Annotated in this window: 14 protein-coding genes; 5 read left to right on the forward strand and 9 right to left on the reverse strand. The window is 65.3% G+C overall.

What is annotated here, in order from left to right; genetic code table 11:
* Positions 1-7 precede the first annotated feature (7 nt).
* Positions 8-805: a VOC family protein gene (locus tag ACOGJB_RS08415; RefSeq protein WP_419840360.1), complete on the forward strand. Its 798-nt coding sequence runs from the start codon at positions 8-10 to the stop codon at positions 803-805.
* A 17-nt stretch (positions 806-822) separates the two neighbouring features.
* On the opposite strand, the gene ACOGJB_RS08420 is transcribed toward ACOGJB_RS08415, so the two are convergent.
* Both ACOGJB_RS08420 and ACOGJB_RS08425 read right to left on the reverse strand, forming a co-directional pair.
* A complete protein-coding gene (locus ACOGJB_RS08420; protein ID WP_419840361.1) occupies positions 823-1,188 on the reverse strand; it encodes a hypothetical protein in 366 nt (121 codons plus the stop codon).
* Between the two features lie 55 nt (positions 1,189-1,243).
* Positions 1,244-2,344: a HEAT repeat domain-containing protein gene (locus tag ACOGJB_RS08425; RefSeq protein WP_419840362.1), complete on the reverse strand. Its 1,101-nt coding sequence runs from the start codon at positions 2,342-2,344 to the stop codon at positions 1,244-1,246.
* Positions 2,345-2,477: 133 nt separating this feature from the next.
* On the opposite strand from ACOGJB_RS08425, the gene ACOGJB_RS08430 reads away from it, so the two are divergent.
* Complete coding sequence (locus ACOGJB_RS08430; protein ID WP_419840363.1) at positions 2,478-4,181, forward strand: DNA methyltransferase; 1,704 nt, start codon at positions 2,478-2,480, stop codon at positions 4,179-4,181.
* On the opposite strand, the gene ACOGJB_RS08435 is transcribed toward ACOGJB_RS08430, so the two are convergent.
* The 4 genes from ACOGJB_RS08435 to ACOGJB_RS08450 all read right to left on the reverse strand — a co-directional run bounded on the left by ACOGJB_RS08435 (position 4,108) and on the right by ACOGJB_RS08450 (position 8,856).
* Positions 4,108-4,410, reverse strand: coding sequence for a hypothetical protein (locus ACOGJB_RS08435; protein ID WP_419840364.1), 303 nt, complete (start codon positions 4,408-4,410; stop codon positions 4,108-4,110). The two genes, ACOGJB_RS08430 and ACOGJB_RS08435, sit on opposite strands and share 74 nt — an antisense overlap.
* A gap of 216 nt (positions 4,411-4,626) precedes the next feature.
* Positions 4,627-5,898 (reverse strand): ATP-binding protein, encoded by a 1,272-nt coding sequence (locus ACOGJB_RS08440; protein WP_419840365.1) that lies wholly within the window; start codon positions 5,896-5,898, stop codon positions 4,627-4,629.
* 215 nt (positions 5,899-6,113) lie between these two features.
* Positions 6,114-8,546, reverse strand: a complete 2,433-nt coding sequence (locus ACOGJB_RS08445) for a CaiB/BaiF CoA transferase family protein (protein ID WP_419840366.1) — start codon at positions 8,544-8,546, stop codon at positions 6,114-6,116.
* 100 nt (positions 8,547-8,646) lie between these two features.
* On the reverse strand, positions 8,647-8,856 hold the full coding sequence (locus ACOGJB_RS08450; protein WP_419840367.1) for a dodecin family protein: 210 nt from the start codon (positions 8,854-8,856) through the stop codon (positions 8,647-8,649).
* A gap of 202 nt (positions 8,857-9,058) precedes the next feature.
* On the opposite strand from ACOGJB_RS08450, the gene ACOGJB_RS08455 reads away from it, so the two are divergent.
* From ACOGJB_RS08455 to ACOGJB_RS08465, 3 genes are all read left to right on the forward strand, one after another.
* Positions 9,059-9,823: a dodecin family protein gene (locus tag ACOGJB_RS08455; RefSeq protein WP_419840368.1), complete on the forward strand. Its 765-nt coding sequence runs from the start codon at positions 9,059-9,061 to the stop codon at positions 9,821-9,823.
* A 231-nt stretch (positions 9,824-10,054) separates the two neighbouring features.
* Entirely contained in the window at positions 10,055-10,897 is an 843-nt protein-coding gene (locus ACOGJB_RS08460; RefSeq protein WP_419840369.1) for a carboxymuconolactone decarboxylase family protein, read from the forward strand.
* A 187-nt stretch (positions 10,898-11,084) separates the two neighbouring features.
* Positions 11,085-12,386, forward strand: a complete 1,302-nt coding sequence (locus tag ACOGJB_RS08465; RefSeq protein WP_419840370.1) for an ATP-binding protein — start codon at positions 11,085-11,087, stop codon at positions 12,384-12,386.
* A gap of 127 nt (positions 12,387-12,513) precedes the next feature.
* Here the strand turns inward: ACOGJB_RS08465 and ACOGJB_RS08470 are convergent, their stop codons facing one another.
* The 3 genes from ACOGJB_RS08470 to ACOGJB_RS08480 are packed head-to-tail and all read right to left on the reverse strand — an operon-like array spanning position 12,514 to position 14,924.
* Positions 12,514-13,296, reverse strand: a complete 783-nt coding sequence (locus tag ACOGJB_RS08470; protein ID WP_419840371.1) for an enoyl-CoA hydratase/isomerase family protein — start codon at positions 13,294-13,296, stop codon at positions 12,514-12,516.
* Positions 13,297-13,347: 51 nt separating this feature from the next.
* Positions 13,348-14,526 carry a hypothetical protein gene (locus ACOGJB_RS08475; protein WP_419840372.1) on the reverse strand — a complete coding sequence of 393 codons (1,179 nt, stop codon included), beginning with the start codon at positions 14,524-14,526 and terminating at the stop codon, positions 13,348-13,350.
* On the reverse strand, positions 14,526-14,924 hold the full coding sequence (locus ACOGJB_RS08480; protein WP_419840373.1) for a hypothetical protein: 399 nt from the start codon (positions 14,922-14,924) through the stop codon (positions 14,526-14,528). The genes ACOGJB_RS08475 and ACOGJB_RS08480 overlap by 1 nt, the downstream gene beginning before the upstream one ends.
* Between the last annotated feature and the right edge of the window lie 149 nt (positions 14,925-15,073).

Genomic DNA, 15,073 nt, shown 5'->3' on the forward strand with positions numbered 1-15,073 from the left:
CGTCAACATGCCTGTCAGAGAGAGCCATCGGGCCGGGACGCCCTCGTGGATTGACTTGGCCACAACCGATGTGGAGGGTGCGCTCGACTTCTACGCAGCGGTGCTCGGCTGGGACTACGAGCGCGACCCCACCGGTGAGATCAACTACGTCATGGCTGTCATGGACGGGCACCCAGCCGCCGGGGTGTTCGACATGCCGCCCGAGATGCTCAGCGAAGGCGTCCCACCCTGTTGGAACGTCTACATCACCGTGGACGATGCCGACGAGTTCGCCGACCAGGTTGCTGCGGCCGGCGGAGCAGTCATGCGACCCGCCATCGACGTGCCCGAACCGGGTCCGAGCGCCGCCGGTCGCATGGTCATCGCCGCCGACCCGACCGGCGCGGTGTTCTGCACGTGGACGCCGATCGCGGCAATCGGGGCGGGCATCGTCAACGCACCGGGCGCACTCACCTGGGCCGAGGTCGCGACGCACGACGAAGACGCTGCGGCGGCCTTCTACTGCGAGCTGTTCGGCTGGCAAGCCGGCACGATGGACGAGGCACCCGACGGACCTGTGCTGTTCACACTGGACGGAGCGCCGGTTGCCAGCACCTCGATGGCACCGCTGCCTCCGGGCGTGCCACCGCATTGGCGTGTCTCACTCGGTGTGGCCGACGTGGATGCCGCATGCGCAGCGACAACATCCAACGGCGGGAATGTGATCGTGCCGCCGTTCGACTTCGGGCCGGGCCGTGCGGCAACCGTGGCCGACCCCGCCGGCGCCATCTTCGACCTAGTGACCCTCACCGACTGGCCCGAGTAGCGCGACGCAAGACTCCTTCACGTACCCGCAGGTCTGCCTCCATCGATGTCGTCAAGTGTCGGGCGCATTGGATCGAATCTGATCTTCTGGAGATCAAGCGCAGTGAGGGGGTCGTCGTCTGTCTGCAGCCAGTCGAGCTCTGCGAGCCACATCGGCTCGAGTGCGGCGCGGAGTTCTGCTGTCAACCGTGCTTGGGCTCGCGATCTCACGATGGACGCCTCCATGCCTCCAAGCGCGTAGACGGCCCATTTTCGGGTCGGCTCGCCTTGCTCATACGCATCGAGCAGGACATCAACTCTCCGGTTGCGCGCGAGCACGTTGGCTGCCGCCGCTGCCCTGCGCTGGTCGCCGCTGCCTAGCCAAGCCAGCAACTCCGCTCTCATCGCATCGGAGACAGCATCGATAGCCCCAGCGGCGTGCAACGCAACGAGCGGAGCGCTATCCAAGACAATCGGCAGCAAGCGTTCCGGGTTGGCCGCAGCACCCTGGCCGATTCCCCAGGCTGCAGCGGCACGCACATACAGGATGCAGGCTGTCTCGTGCGGCGATGTCGCAAAGCGCGTCAACTGCTTCCGTCGCGTTCACCTCGGTGAGCGCGAGGACGGCCTCCATTGATTGCTCCCGCTCGGCGTCAACACTCGCAGCGGCTGCCACCAGCGGTACCCAGCGCTCCGGCTCGCGCCTGGCAAGAGCAACACGGGCCTCGAGTGCGACACGCCAGTCCTCGCCGTCGTTCAGCGCCACCCCGATGAGCCGAGCCGGCTCGTCGATCTCCTCCGTAACACTGATCGCCCTGACTGCCGCGAGGCGTTCGACAGCGTCGGACCCACGGAGTGCAGCTGCCGCGTTCCACGTCGATCCGGGGCAGGTCAACGATGTCGGCGGCTCGACGATGCCAGCGACGATGTGGGCAGCAGGCTCGAACGTGTCACCGGGTCGGAGGTAGAGATGGCGCTGACCCGTCCAGTGTCTCCAGTGCCAGTACAGCTTTCGCTGACCTGCGTCGTTGCTCCACACGATGCGGTCATCGTCGTCCACTCCTTCAAACGTGCCCCCTGAACTCGGCACCCAGCAGGGCCAAGTCATCGTCACCTCAGAGCCTTCAGAAGCAGCCTTGGGATTGGACCGGCGGGTGTAGTCCGTGCTTGCGCGCAGCGCCGCCGTGGAGAACCACATCGGTTCGGCAACTGTGGGCGGAAATGTGCCCGACGACGAATCGACGCGCATGAACGCGAACAGGTCTGAGTCGCGCATCCCGCCGTCATCCCATCCGCGGCCTGGGGCGTCCGAGTGCGAGAGCACAATCGCCAGCTTGGACTTCGCCCGGGCTTCGACTCGAAGGCCGCAGCGCGCGCAGAGGAGATCCGGGAGCCGGAGACGCTTCACCTTGGATTGCCACACCTTGTTGGCCATGGCGTACCGCTCGAATTCGATGGGTTGATGGCCATAGCGATCACGCAGCTCATCGGCCGCTGCGGCTGCCCCTACGGCACCCATCGCCACGAAACGGGCGAAGTCGGCGTCTTCTTTGAATCCCATCGTTGGGTCCGCTCCCTCGGGCATGATGTGACACATGCCCGCACACGCTCACGCTAGAGCCGCCTCGAACGGGCGGGCGGAGCTCTTCAGCCTCGACAGCGGAGCGGTGCACTCGCTGCCCTCGGCTGTCGCCGTGAAGCGTTCGGACCCGGTCTACATGGCCCACGCGTACCTGACGAAGGTGCCGGTGACCGCAGCGATACCGTTCATCGAGGCGATGACAGCACCGGGCGATGTTGTCCTCGACCCGTTTGCAGGATCGGGCATGACCGGCGTCGCCGCCTTCGCGGCGGGACGGCAGGCGCGTCTGTTCGACGTGTCGGTGCTCGGCCGCCACATCGGTCGGAACTACGTCAACCTCGTCGACGTCAACACCCTGCGGCGCCAAGGAGCAGCGGCCGTCAAACGAGCGCGCGAAGTCGTGGGTGACCTCTACCAAGTGCCATGCGCCGAATGCGGAGTGCTCGCCGAGACGGCAAAGACCATCTGGTCCGTTTTGGTGCGATGCGATGGGTGCGGAGCCGAGGCCAACTTCTACGAGTCCCTTCGAGATGCCACCTGGCGCAAACCGCAGATGCAATGCAGCCGTTGCGGAGCGCGCATCAGCACCCGTTCCGCGAGGGTGGGCGAGGTGCCAGTCGTGGATTCGATCACTTGCGCGTGCTCGGCAAGACAACGCGAACAGCCGTGGTCCCAACCGCCGGTGACGCCCTGCGCGGGCCGATTGTCGTGGCCCGACATTCCCATTGAGCCGACTCGCCAGATGTATCAGGCATCGGCACTCGGTCGTCACGGCCTCACGTCAACGGCGGCGTTCTACAGTCGGCGGAACCTCTGCGCGCTTGCGGCACTGCGTGATGCCATCGAAGCGACCGACGACGCAGCGATTCGCGGCAAGCTCCGCTTTGCGTTCACGGCAATCCTGACCCGCGCCAGCAAGCGGTATCAATGGTCACGCCAGCGGCCACTGAACGCGGCCAACGCCAACTACTACGTCGCACCTGTCTTTTACGAGTGGAACGTGTTCGACCTGTTCTCTCGCAAGGTCGAAGCGGTGGCCCGTTCTGACGCGTGGATACGCGAACGCCGCCTCGAACGCCGGCTGACGGAGGATGGAGTAGCTGAACAGGTCACCTACGAGATCGCAAGCGCCACGTCGCTGCCGCTCGATGACGGTTCAGTCGACTACGTCTTCACCGACCCGCCCTTCGGGTCCAACATCTTCTACTCGGACATGAACCTGTTCCAAGAGGCCTGGCTGCCAAGCGGGCAGCTCACCGAAGCGGGGCTCGAAGCAGTCGTCGATCGGACCGATACCGGCTGCTATCGGTCGGCAGATCGATACGAGCGCATGCTGACGGAGGCGTTGCGCGAATGCCGTCGAGTGCTCAAGCCTCACGGTTACATCACGCTGCTCTTCGGCAACAGCAGCGGTGCCGTCTGGCGCTTGCTGCAGCGCGCGATTGCCGAGGCAGGACTCATCGTCGTGCCCGAACTCATCGCGACGCTCGACAAGGGCCAGCGCTCGGTCAAAGGGCTCGCGTCCGGGTTCGAGCACGTCGCGACGGTCGATCTCATGCTGACCATGACCGCTGGCTGCGCCTCGGCGCAGACTGCACCGCCAGCACCTGCAGACGTGGCGACTGCTGTTCGCGACATCGCCTCGTCAAGCGCCGACGTCAGTCCGAGCCAGTGCTACGTGGAGCTGGTGCGCGAAGGCTTTCGGCAAGGATGGGACCTGTCAGCCATCGATCTGAGCGCTGTCACGCGACTCCTTCGAGATGCCAACTACGAGGTCGACCGATCGACGGGCCTCCTCCGCCTTCGGGTTTCGTGACGTCGATGACGCGAACCGAGATCTTGCGGGCTTCGTCGAGGCTGAGGCTCGCCTCAAGCATTTCCCGCAATTCGTCCGGGCCGTTTGGGCGTCGTCCTGATCTTGGGGTCGGCATCTCGTCATCGCCGAACCAGACCACGAGGTAGTTGCCGTACCCGTCGGTGGCCGCTCCCGCCGATCTCATCGCCTCAATCCGGGCGCGCTCGAACGCGCTCAGCCTCGCTGCCATATGGGACACGTCCACTGGTGGTTGCTGTGCGGAACAACCGGTCATCATGACCGTTCACTCGCAACCACCGGTGGAGACCGCCGGCTCTTGAAGATGTTCCTGAGCAAAATTGCTCAATAGCGTCAGTGCCAACGGCCTTCGACGGCACAGAGCGACACTGTTGTCGCCAGATCTCGATTCCGGCAGCGGTCGTCGCGAAGCGTTCGGCCGTCGATGTCAGGGCCTCAGCGCCGTGAGAGGCACCACAGCGATTCCGTCGTCGGTCTGGTAGCCGGTTCCGAACGCAGTCACGATGATGAGGCGTGCTGGTTCGCCTCGCCGAGCGGTGTCGACTCGGGACCGCACAGCTCGAAGTGAATCCATGGCTTCGCTCACCGCAGCGGCGCCGCCGAGCTTCACCTCGACGGCAGCCCAGCGACCGTCAAGTCCTTCGATCACGGCGTCCGCCTCCAGGCCGCTGTGATCGCCGTAGAAGGAGACGCGAGCATCGGCACTCTGTGCGTAGATGCGGAGATCCCGGATTGCCATCGACTCGAACAGCAACCCCATTGCCTCAACATCGCGACCGACGACCGTTGGAGACGATGCCAGAGCGGCGACTGCGAGCGCCGGGTCCGCGAAATAGCGCTTCGGAGTTCTCCGCAGCCTGTTGGACGATCTCAGGTGGACCGACCACGCTTCCAGCGGCTCGATGACGAAGAGCCGTGCCAGTTCGTCGAGGTAGGCCCTCAGCGTCGCGTCGGCGGGCGCGCTGCCGCCAGTGGACAGATCTGCCCGCAGCGTGTTGTAGGTGGCCGACGTGGCTTCGTTGCGAGCGAGTGACACCAGCAAGCCGCTCGCCAGCCTCGGACTTCTTCTGATACCAGCGACGCGCGAAATGTCGACGCGCGTGATGTCGTCGAGATAGTCACGCAGTCGGGCTTGGGCAACGTCAGGTGACATGCCGATCATGCGAGGCCAGCCACCTCGACAGATCAATCCAGCGATGTCGGAGATGGTGAGTCCGGCGTCGGTAGCTGCGCAGCGCCCGCCTCCGAGCAACTCCGCAAGCGAGACTTGGCCTGTCGAGTCACCGGACTCCCACAACGACATCGGCCGCATCCGCACACGCGCGACGCGACCTGCTCCAGAGTGCTCAGTGATGTCATCGGGCGGATTCTGGGATCCTGTCAGCAAGAAATGCCCGACTCCTCCACGTCGGTCGCATTCGTGACGCATCGGGTTCCAGATGCCACGAACAAGTTGCCACTCGTCGAGCAGGCGGGGCTCGGGCCCATCGAGGACTGAAGCTGGGTCGATCTCTGCTGCCAGGCGCATTGACTCTGACCCGTCGAGAACGACCTCGCTTGCCGCGAAGCGGCGTCCGGTCCACGTCTTCCCGCAGCCTCGCGGTCCCTCGATGAGCACCGCCGGCGACGACGCCAGCGCATCGCTGACCTCGCTGTCAACGACACGCTCGATGTATCGGTCTCTGTGTGGGTTGTTCACGCGTCCGCCGGGTCATTCTCGGGCACAATCGAGTTCTCATGTGTTGGAGATTCTAGATTTCAAACGAGCAACACTCTAGATTTCATCACCTGCAGCTTCTATATTTCGAGAAAACCATAGCCTACATTTCCTGACGAACGCTATTGAGCAAAACTGCTCAATAGCATCTCCGAGTGCAAGGCGCGCGACTGACAGCGCGTCGCCGGCGTTGGCGCTCAGCGCAGGGCGCCGGCTTGCTCGAGCGTTGCGATCTCGTCTCCGCTGAGCCCCAAAACCTCGGTGAGCACTTGGTGCGTGTGCTGGCCCAGCGTGGGAGCCGGCGCTCGCACGCCGTTGGTGCCGTCAGTCAGGCGCCATGGGATGCCGACGTGGCTCATCTGGCCCACCACGGGGTGATCCAGGCGCTCGATCAGCCCGCGATCCGTCAAGTGCGGGTTCGCTTCGAGCGAGCGGGAGCTGAGCGAGGGGAATGCGGGCACGCCGGCGGCCTGCAGCAACTCGGTGACGTCCCACTGGTCGCGCTCGCGGGTCCACGCACCGAGGAGCTTGTCCAGCTCGGTCTCGTTGGTCTTGCGATCGGCGGCCGTCGCGAACCGCTCATCCGCTGGGTCGATGCCGGTGACCCTCGCCAGCGCAGCCCACTCGGTCTCGGTGACGCAGCAGATGGCAACCCAGTCGTCGTTGCCGGCGCAGCGGTACAGGTTGTGGGGTGACCACAGGAGGTCGAGGTTGCCCGTCGGAGCGGGTTGGGTGCCGCTGAGCACCCATTCCATCCAGCCCTCGGCGGTGCACGCCGTGGTGGCCTCCCACATGGACGTGTCGATGAACTGGCCCTCGCCGGTGCGTCGGCGCGCCACCAGAGCGGCGACCAGCGCGTAGGCCGTGGCGATCCCCGCTGCGGGGTCGCCGAGCGACACGCCGAGCTCGTCTGCATCCGCACCGGGATAGCCGGTCATCGACGCCAAGCCCGACAGCGGCCCCGTGGTGGGCCCGTAGCCCATGTAGGACCGGTAGGGGCCGTGCTGGCCGTACCCGCTGATGGCGCCCACGATGACGTCGGGACGCTCCGCGGCCAGCGCCTCATAGCCGAGACCCCACTCGTCCATGACACCGGTGGCGTAGTTGGACACCACCAGGTCGCACGACAGTGCCAACCGCTTCGCCAGCGCTCGGCCCTGCGATGTGCCCAAGTCGATGCTGATGCTCTGCTTGGCTTGGCCGTACTGGTTGAAGTAGCCGTTGGTGTCGAGCGTCGGGTTGTGACGGCCCGATTGTGTCGGCAGGCGGCGGCCCAGGTCTGGTCGGGCCGACGACTCCACCTTGATCACCGTCGCGCCAAGGTGCGCCAGGTGCAGCGTGCAGTACGGGCCCGCCCAGACCCACGTGAAATCGGCGACCGTGACGCCGTCGAGCGGGCGATCCGGCGGTGTCACCGAAGGCGCCGCGGGGGCTGGCCTTGCGTGTGCTGATGTGGCTGCACCCTCGAAGCCCGCGCCGTTGTGCTCGCCCAGAGCGGGCGCCGGTCGACGGATGGACCACCATGAATTCGTGAGCCGTGAGGGCGCGCCGGGCACGGTGATGTCACCCAGTCCTGGCTGGTCGTAGGTGACGAGGAAGTCGCGGGCAGCCAGATGTTCGTCGGCAGCCATCTGCGCGACGGTGTTCACCGGCGCGAATGCCAGCCGCTCTGCCTGACCCCGATGGAACAGCTCCATCACCGGCTGGGCGGCGATCCACTCGCCGAGCCACATCCGCAGCAGGTCCTCGTTCTCGAATCGGCCCTCGAGCGTGGCGAAGATGTCCATGTCGGCCCACTCCGGCCGTCCCATGAAGTCCTTCAGGCGTTCCCACTGGTCGGCTTCGACGCACACCAGGAAGATGTGCCCGTCGCTGGTCGGGAAGATCCCCCACGGGTTGAGGATGCGAGCACCCAGACGGCTGGGGTTCTCGCCCCGGTAGGACCAGCTGATGAAGGCCGCTTCCAGCATCCCGACCACGTAGGACATCTGGGCGAAATCGATGTGCTCGCCGTGACCGGTGCGTTGCGCCCGGTCGACCGCGGCGAGCGACGCGCACGCTGCAGCGAAGCCGGACTGGAACGCGGCTTGGTGGCCGTGGGGCTTCAGCGGGGGCAGCTCAGGGTCGTCCACGCAGCCGGGGGTGAGCCAGCCCCAGCCGCCGCCGTGAACGACCTGCAGCTCGGTGGCTCGCCAGTTCGCGTACGGACCGGTCTGCCCGAATGGCGTGATCGACATCGTCACGAGCGACGGATGCTGCGCCCGCAGCGACTCGGGCACCAAGCCGTGCTCTGTCGCGAACTCGGGCACAAGGTCATGCACGAACAGGTCCGCGTCGGCGAGCAATTCGTGCAACGTGGAGCGGCCGGCGGGATCGTCGAGATCAGCCTCGACGCTGCGCTTGTTGGTATTGATGGCAGCGAACAGGCCGCCCATCTGGTCGGGGGCAGACTCATCCCCACCTGTCGTGCCCGCAGGGAACGGACCACGGCGGCGTGCGGCATCGCCGTGCGGTGGCTCGACCTTGATGACATCGGCGCCGAGGTCGGCTAGCAGCTTGGCCGTCCACGGAGCCGCCACCATCTGTCCCAGCTCGACGACACGTATGCCGTCGAGACCGCGCGCAGTCATCGAAGCGCGCAGCATCGGACGACGCGACCCGTGGTCGCGCCCGAACCGCGCGCGCCGCTACGGCTGCGCTGTTGGCCGGACGTGGGCAAACCCGTGCGGCTCAAGGCGACTCGTGCTTGAACGACAGCCGGACCTTGGTGCGAAAAGCTGAAATCGCGCCTGCCTCGATCACCACGTCCTGCTCGACCACCTCGGCGACCCGGAGATCTCGCAGGGTCTTGGAGGCTTCGGTGATCGCATTCTGCGTCGCTTTCTCCCATGACTCGTCGCTCGTACCGATTAGCTCGATCACGTTGTAGACGCTGCTCATTGGTTTCTCCTTGGGGTCCGACATTCCGTCCCGACCCATTGCTGGGCCGTCGAGTCCGGCGCCGCAGGACGCCACTGCCGATTCTGCTCGCCCGCCGGCGCGCAGTGTGCCGCACGAACGCGGTGTGCCCTACAGTCTGCCCCACCGGAGCACACCGCTTCCCGCTCGCAGGAACGAACCGCACACCGAACAGGTCCAGATCTTGAACGAATCACCTCAGCGCAACCGCAACGCTGTCGAGAAAGTCATCGTGCTGGTCGCGGCAAGCCGGATTTCTTGGGAGGACGCGGCACGTCGAGGTGTTGCTGAAGCAACCAAGACGATCCGCGACTTGTCGGTGGCGCACGTCGAGGAGCGCGACGTGATGATTGTGGAGGGCGAGATCGCCCTCTACCGCATCAAGCTGCGTGTGGCGTTCCGCGTCGACCGGATGCGGCCTGGCCTGACACCGGGTGCACCCGATGTAGAAGTCACGCGTTGGCTCATCGTCGCGAACCAAACCTTGGGAACCGGTGAGGTCGTCGCCGAGATCGACCGGCTGAACTCCCATGGCCCGTGTGAATTCCACCTGCTGGTGCCGATGACCCATTCGAAGAGTTACGCCCGGGCCCGGCGACTGTCGATGCTGGCAGCCGATCCGGTGACGGGAATCCCCTCTGAGCATGTGCCGGCCGCGGACTACTTGGGGCCTGACACGCTGGGCATGGAGCAAGCTCAAAAGCGGCTCGACGCACAGCTCGCGAAGATCGCGGCGGCGTCATACGCGGCAAGCGGCGAGCTCGGTGACCCTGATCCGCTGCGGGCGATCCAGGCGGTGCTGTCGCGTGCCAGCTTCGACGGCATCATCCTGTCGACTCTGCCCGCCGGGGCATCCCGGCTGGTGGGAGCCGATCTGCCGTCGCGGGTGCGCCGCCTCACGAACCTGCCGGTGACGTACTTGCCCGGCAAGGAACCCGGCGAGCTGTAGTCGGGTCCCGTTGCCGTAGCGCCGAGTCCTGTTCACGGGGCCGAGCCGATACGCGAAGGCGTTGCCTGGGCGGCCCGTGAAGGCCAGCATCAATAGCGGCAGACAACAGGGACCGCGCGAGGATGAGTATCGCTCGGCGCGGCTTCGACGGCACTGCGCAGCACGAACCATGGGTTCGCGGCGATGATGTCGGACGCTGATACGGGATCAGGCCGGCACGGGGAGTTGAGCATGGCGACGACTGGAACAGATGCAGGATCACGCACGCACGCCGAACGGCGCGCTGCCGCACTCGAGGTGTTCGAGCGCTTCACCAACGGCGAGTTCGACGCTGAGCGGGCTCAGCGGGCGATGGCCAAGCGTCACGGCGCCTTGGGCACGTTCGCCTTCGACGTCGTCATGGGCGACGTGTGGTCGCGGGACGGGCTGTCTCGACGCGACCGCAGCCTCATCGTCATCACCGTTCTTGCCACGATCGGTTCGAGCGAGGAACTCTCGCTGCACACCGACGTCGGGTTGAACCACGGGCTGACGCGCACCGAGATCGAGGAGATCCTGATCCAGGTGGCCGCCTACGCGGGCTTCCCGATGGCGATGGCAGCGTCGCGAGTGGTCGACGACCGGTTCCGGACGCGCGACGGGGTCGAGCGGCTGCCAGAGCGTTCGGGCGCCGCTGAACTCGACGACGACGAGCGGGAGCGGCGCGCTGCGGAGGTGCGCGGCACCCTCACGGCAGGCCGCGCGTCAACCGATCCCACCCAAGACATGGCGCGTCTCGTGGAACATCTCGGCGAAGTCGGACGCATCGCCTATCACTGGGCGTTCGGAGACCTCTGGTCGCGAGAGGAACTGTCGCGGCGAGATCGCAGCATCGTCGTCATATCGATCCTGACAGTGCTGAGCCGAACCGACGAGCTGGCATTCCATGTGCCGGCTGGCCTCAACCACGGTCTGTCGCGCACCGAGATCGAAGAAATCATGGTGCAGATGACCATCTACGGCGGCATCCCCCGTGCCGTCGAGGGCTACCAAGCGATGAAGAAGGCCTTCACAAAGATCGATGCTCGCAGCTAGCGCCGCGACGAGATCGACGCTCGCAGCTAGCCAGCCGGAAGATCGGTGCTCGCCATCGGCACTGCGGCGAACGATTTCGTCGCATCACGCAAGAATCCGATTTGGTAGATCGAATTTGTCTGATTTGGTAGATCAGTTGAGTCCGATTTGGTAGATCAGAGCATGCGAAAACGGTAGATTACGCTCTATGTCCGCTGATGAGGGGTTCGGGGCCACGTCAACCCTGACGCCAGCGGGCTACAGCGACCGCATCGCTGAGACGAATGCTGCCCGCGTGCTGCGAACAGCTCGCGCGCTGCTCATCGAAGGGCCGAAGGGCTGCGGCAAGACATGGCTGGCGAAACGCTTCGCCAGCAGCGAGGTGCTTCTCGAACAGAACCCCGCCGCATTCGCGCTGGCTCAAGCCGAACCTCACCGGGTTCTCGATGGCGCCACTCCTCGGCTGATCGACGAATGGCAGCGCGTGCCCGCACTCTGGGGTGTCGTCAGAGGAGCGTGCGACGCTCGAGCAGCCGCAGGCCAGTTCATTTTGACCGGCTCCGCTACGCCATCCGATGACCTTACCCGGCACTCGGGAGCGCTGCGCATCCAGCGGCTTGCTCTACGGACCATGTCACTTGCTGAACGAGGACTGTCAACCCGAGAGGTGTCGCTTGCCGGACTCTTGCGCGGGGAACCCGCTGCCGCAGGCCCGACCGGGCGCGGCGTGCCCGAGGCAGTCGATGCGCTGTGCCGCGGCGGATGGCCAGGGCTCGGCGACAGCATGTCGGTACGAGACGTGACCGCAGCACTGAGGGGCTATCTCGAAGATATTGCACGAACCGACATACGTCAGGTCGACGGCGTCGCCCGTGATCCCGTGCGAGTGCGGGCACTGCTGCGCTCGCTGGCACGCAATGTCGGGACCGCGGCGAGCCTGAACAAACTGGCCGCCGAAGCCAGCGCTTTCGCCCCGCTAGGGCGCCACTCGCTTCGTGCCTATCTCGATGCACTCGAACGACTTCATGTGCTGGAGCCGCTGACGGCATGGCCAACGCACTTGCGCTCCCGGACGCCGCTGCTGTTGAGCCCGAGACATCACTTCACCGATCCGTCGCTGGCTGTGGCTGCGCTCCGAGCCCAACCCGAAGGGCTTCTGGCAGACACCGAGACCCTCGGCCTCCTCTTCGAATCGCTCGTCATCCGGGACCTACGTATCTACGCCCAAGCCGCCGACGCCGAGGTGTACGCATTCCGAGACACTGCCGGCAGTGAAGTCGATGCCATTGTCGATGCCGGCGACGGCCGCTGGATCGCAGTCGAAGTCAAGCTGGGCGGAAGCGAGCAGATTGAGCAGGCTGCTCATTCGCTGCTGCACGCGCACGGCAAAGTGGATGAAACCAAGATGGGCAGAGCGACGAAGCTCGTCGTTGTAACGGCGGCCGACGGCTATTCCTACGAACGCCCAGATGGCGTCTCAGTGGTGCCATTGTTCGCTCTCGGACCGTGAGAAACCGCAAGCGTCATCCGCGAGAAGACCCCGGGTATCCGGCGCTGTGCTGACGTACAGAAACGGCGCAGGTGCTGCGATCTTCGCCAATTGCTGCATGCCACCGACGATAACGACGGACCCGCACTCAGAAGGTGCCGAAGCGGGCTTGGGCGTCCTTGCTGGTGATCGATCTGGCCGAGGCGTCGCCGTCGAACTCGGACAGGTCGCCGAGCCGGGCGACTTGGGCGTAGCCGCGCAGTTGGTGTTTGGCCATCTGGACTGACAGCGCTGGCAGATCGAGCAGGCGGGCTACCCAGCGTTCTACGGCGGCGTCGAGTTCGTTTTCGCCGTCGCAGACTTCGTGTGCCAGCGCCCACTCTGCAGCTTTGCGCCCGTCGATGCGCTCGCTGGTCATGACGAACTGGCGGGCTCGCGACATCCCGAGTTCGGCGATCAGCCGCGGCGTGGCACCCCACGGCAATGGCACCCCGAGTTCCACCTCGGGCACGTACCAGAGTGCGTTGGCCTCGCTGATGCGGAAGTCGCAACTGGTGGCGAAGCAGCACCCGCCTCCGATGGCGTGGCCGTGCACCCGTGCGATTGTGACGGCTTCGCAGTCCTCGATGGCCCGTGCTGCCCGCCGCCCGAGTTGGTTGATGTAGCGGGCCTCGCGGTCGTTCGCCGCGGCCGGCGGCTGTTCCTTGCGGTCGGCACCGGCACAGAACGACTTCCCGCGCCCGCCGAGCACTACCACCCGGTACTGCGTCTGCGCGTTCAGGGCCAGGAACAAGTCGCCGACCTCGCGGATCATCAACTGGTTGTGCGCATTGCGCGACTCCGGCCGGTTCAGCCAGACCCGCAGCGTCTCCCCTTCAGGCACCAACTCGATGGTCTCGGGCGACGGCAACTCAAACGGCAACAAGCTCATGCCACCCATCCTTGCCGGTTCCGCCCACAGGTGTTCGGCCTCATCGGATGCCTATTCCGGCGCTGCGTCGGCGGGCCCGGCACCATCGGCAACGGATTCAGTTGCGTCTGTCTGTTCGGCACACGGAAGGACGATGTCTCGGACACGCTCGACCTGCGCGACGACATCTTCGAGGACATCGGCGTACTCCACGCCGGTCGGCAGCCGCAGCGGGATCCACATGTGCTTTCCAGGACTCCAGAAGTGCTTGACGCCGCCGTCGGCTCTGATGGCATCGATATCCTGCTGCCGATTGCGCCAGAAGCGCAGCCACAGCGGCGTGATTCCCCGCTTCGCCCACTGTCTGCAGCTGACGCACAGTGCGTGATCACCCGTCGTCCGGCTGCCGTCTTTCGAGCGGAATTTGAAGTACCGCAAGTAACCGTCGGGTTGCGGCGCGGCCTTGAGACCCTTCGTCGTCATCCAATCCTGCCCCCAGACCACGTCATCGACGACCCGGTTGAAGTCCAGAATCCGCTGGGGAACCGCTCCGTTGAAATCCTTTGCGTGCAGGGGCGCAAATGCCTTGTCGTCCTCAGCGTTGGCCAGGCTCTTCAGTTGCCGAATGTTGTGGACCATCGACGTGTCAACTGACTCCAGATGGTCGAGCAGCGTGCCCCAGCTCATCAACGCGATGCGATGTTCGGCGCTGCCCCCGCTGGGGTTGCGCTTCTCTTTGTCGTACGCAGTGGCAACCTTCATCGGTCCGACGTCGCGGGTCGGCCCAAGATGCAGGCCGCACCGATCCCCGTCGAACTGTCGTTCGATCTTCTTCCATAGCGTTTCGATGCGAACCTCAGGAGCGACGAAGAGCAGCATCGCTGGCCCGTCGGAGCACAGGTGCTTGACATATTCGCTCGCCTGACCGCGCAGAAGTGCCGCCCAGAACTTCGATTCAACGATCAGGCGTATACGACCATCGGCGTCATAGCCGACGAGATCCAGCCGCATCGATCCGCTGCCGCCATACGCACTGAGATCCAGCCGCTCCTTGGCGGAGGCGTGCACTTGAGTCTTGGCATTCTCTAGCGGCTCTAGCTCGCAGTCGCCGTCGCTCACGAGTTCGACCAGCGCCTTGCGACACTGCTCCGACATGTTGAGGATGTAGGCGAGCGCGTCGGTGGCTGCGTCCTCAACCTGGGGCGTCAGCTTCGGCACCAGATGACTGAGCAGTGAGTGATCTTCGGGCATCAGGAGGTCTCCGGTCGGTTGGTCCAGTCATGCGCGGGCGAGGTCGGGTAGTCGTTGTGACGGCCGGTGTCGCCGGGCTGGATCACGAAGTCTCGCCTGTCTCGGTATAGCAGGGCACGGTTGATGACGTAGTTGTCCTCGCCGGCGAGCGGGTCGATCTTGCGGTAGTCGGTCATCAGCCAGTACTTGTGGTCGCCGACGAACAGGTACGTGTTGGTCATGCGGAAGAAGCGGCCCGCCACGCCCTCGCCGGCATGGAACCGGGCGCAGATTGCCGCGAGCAGCTCGCGCTGGTCGTCCTTCTCGCTCAGCACGTACTCGTGCGGCCACGTGTCCCGGTAGGTCACTGCCTCGCGCCACGGCGCATTCTCGATGAGTTCAGTCAGTTGCGTCTTCATGACCGACAGCATCGCGAAGGGGTGCGACACACTCGCCTTCGCGCCGCCCATCCTTGCAACCGCGGTCACCATCACTGGCGAAGCCGCCTCCGGGGTGCGACACACTCGCCTTCGCGCCGCCCATCCTCGCTGCTTCGACGCTGCGCTGT

The organism is Candidatus Poriferisodalis sp., from assembly GCF_965208895.1.
In the GTDB taxonomy this organism is placed as follows: Bacteria; Actinomycetota; Acidimicrobiia; order Acidimicrobiales; family Poriferisodalaceae; genus Poriferisodalis.

Coding starts and splice junctions, on each gene's coding strand:
- ACOGJB_RS08415 (WP_419840360.1), top strand. CDS start 8: ATGCCTGTCAGAGAGAGCCATCGGGCCGGGACGCCCTCGTGGATTGAC.
- ACOGJB_RS08420 (WP_419840361.1), bottom strand. CDS start 1,188: ATGAGAGCGGAGTTGCTGGCTTGGCTAGGCAGCGGCGACCAGCGCAGG.
- ACOGJB_RS08425 (WP_419840362.1), bottom strand. CDS start 2,344: ATGGGATTCAAAGAAGACGCCGACTTCGCCCGTTTCGTGGCGATGGGT.
- ACOGJB_RS08435 (WP_419840364.1), bottom strand. CDS start 4,410: ATGGCAGCGAGGCTGAGCGCGTTCGAGCGCGCCCGGATTGAGGCGATG.
- ACOGJB_RS08445 (WP_419840366.1), bottom strand. CDS start 8,546: ATGACTGCGCGCGGTCTCGACGGCATACGTGTCGTCGAGCTGGGACAG.
- ACOGJB_RS08450 (WP_419840367.1), bottom strand. CDS start 8,856: ATGAGCAGCGTCTACAACGTGATCGAGCTAATCGGTACGAGCGACGAG.
- ACOGJB_RS08460 (WP_419840369.1), top strand. CDS start 10,055: ATGGCGACGACTGGAACAGATGCAGGATCACGCACGCACGCCGAACGG.
- ACOGJB_RS08465 (WP_419840370.1), top strand. CDS start 11,085: ATGTCCGCTGATGAGGGGTTCGGGGCCACGTCAACCCTGACGCCAGCG.
- ACOGJB_RS08470 (WP_419840371.1), bottom strand. CDS start 13,296: ATGAGCTTGTTGCCGTTTGAGTTGCCGTCGCCCGAGACCATCGAGTTG.
- ACOGJB_RS08475 (WP_419840372.1), bottom strand. CDS start 14,526: ATGCCCGAAGATCACTCACTGCTCAGTCATCTGGTGCCGAAGCTGACG.
- ACOGJB_RS08480 (WP_419840373.1), bottom strand. CDS start 14,924: ATGAAGACGCAACTGACTGAACTCATCGAGAATGCGCCGTGGCGCGAG.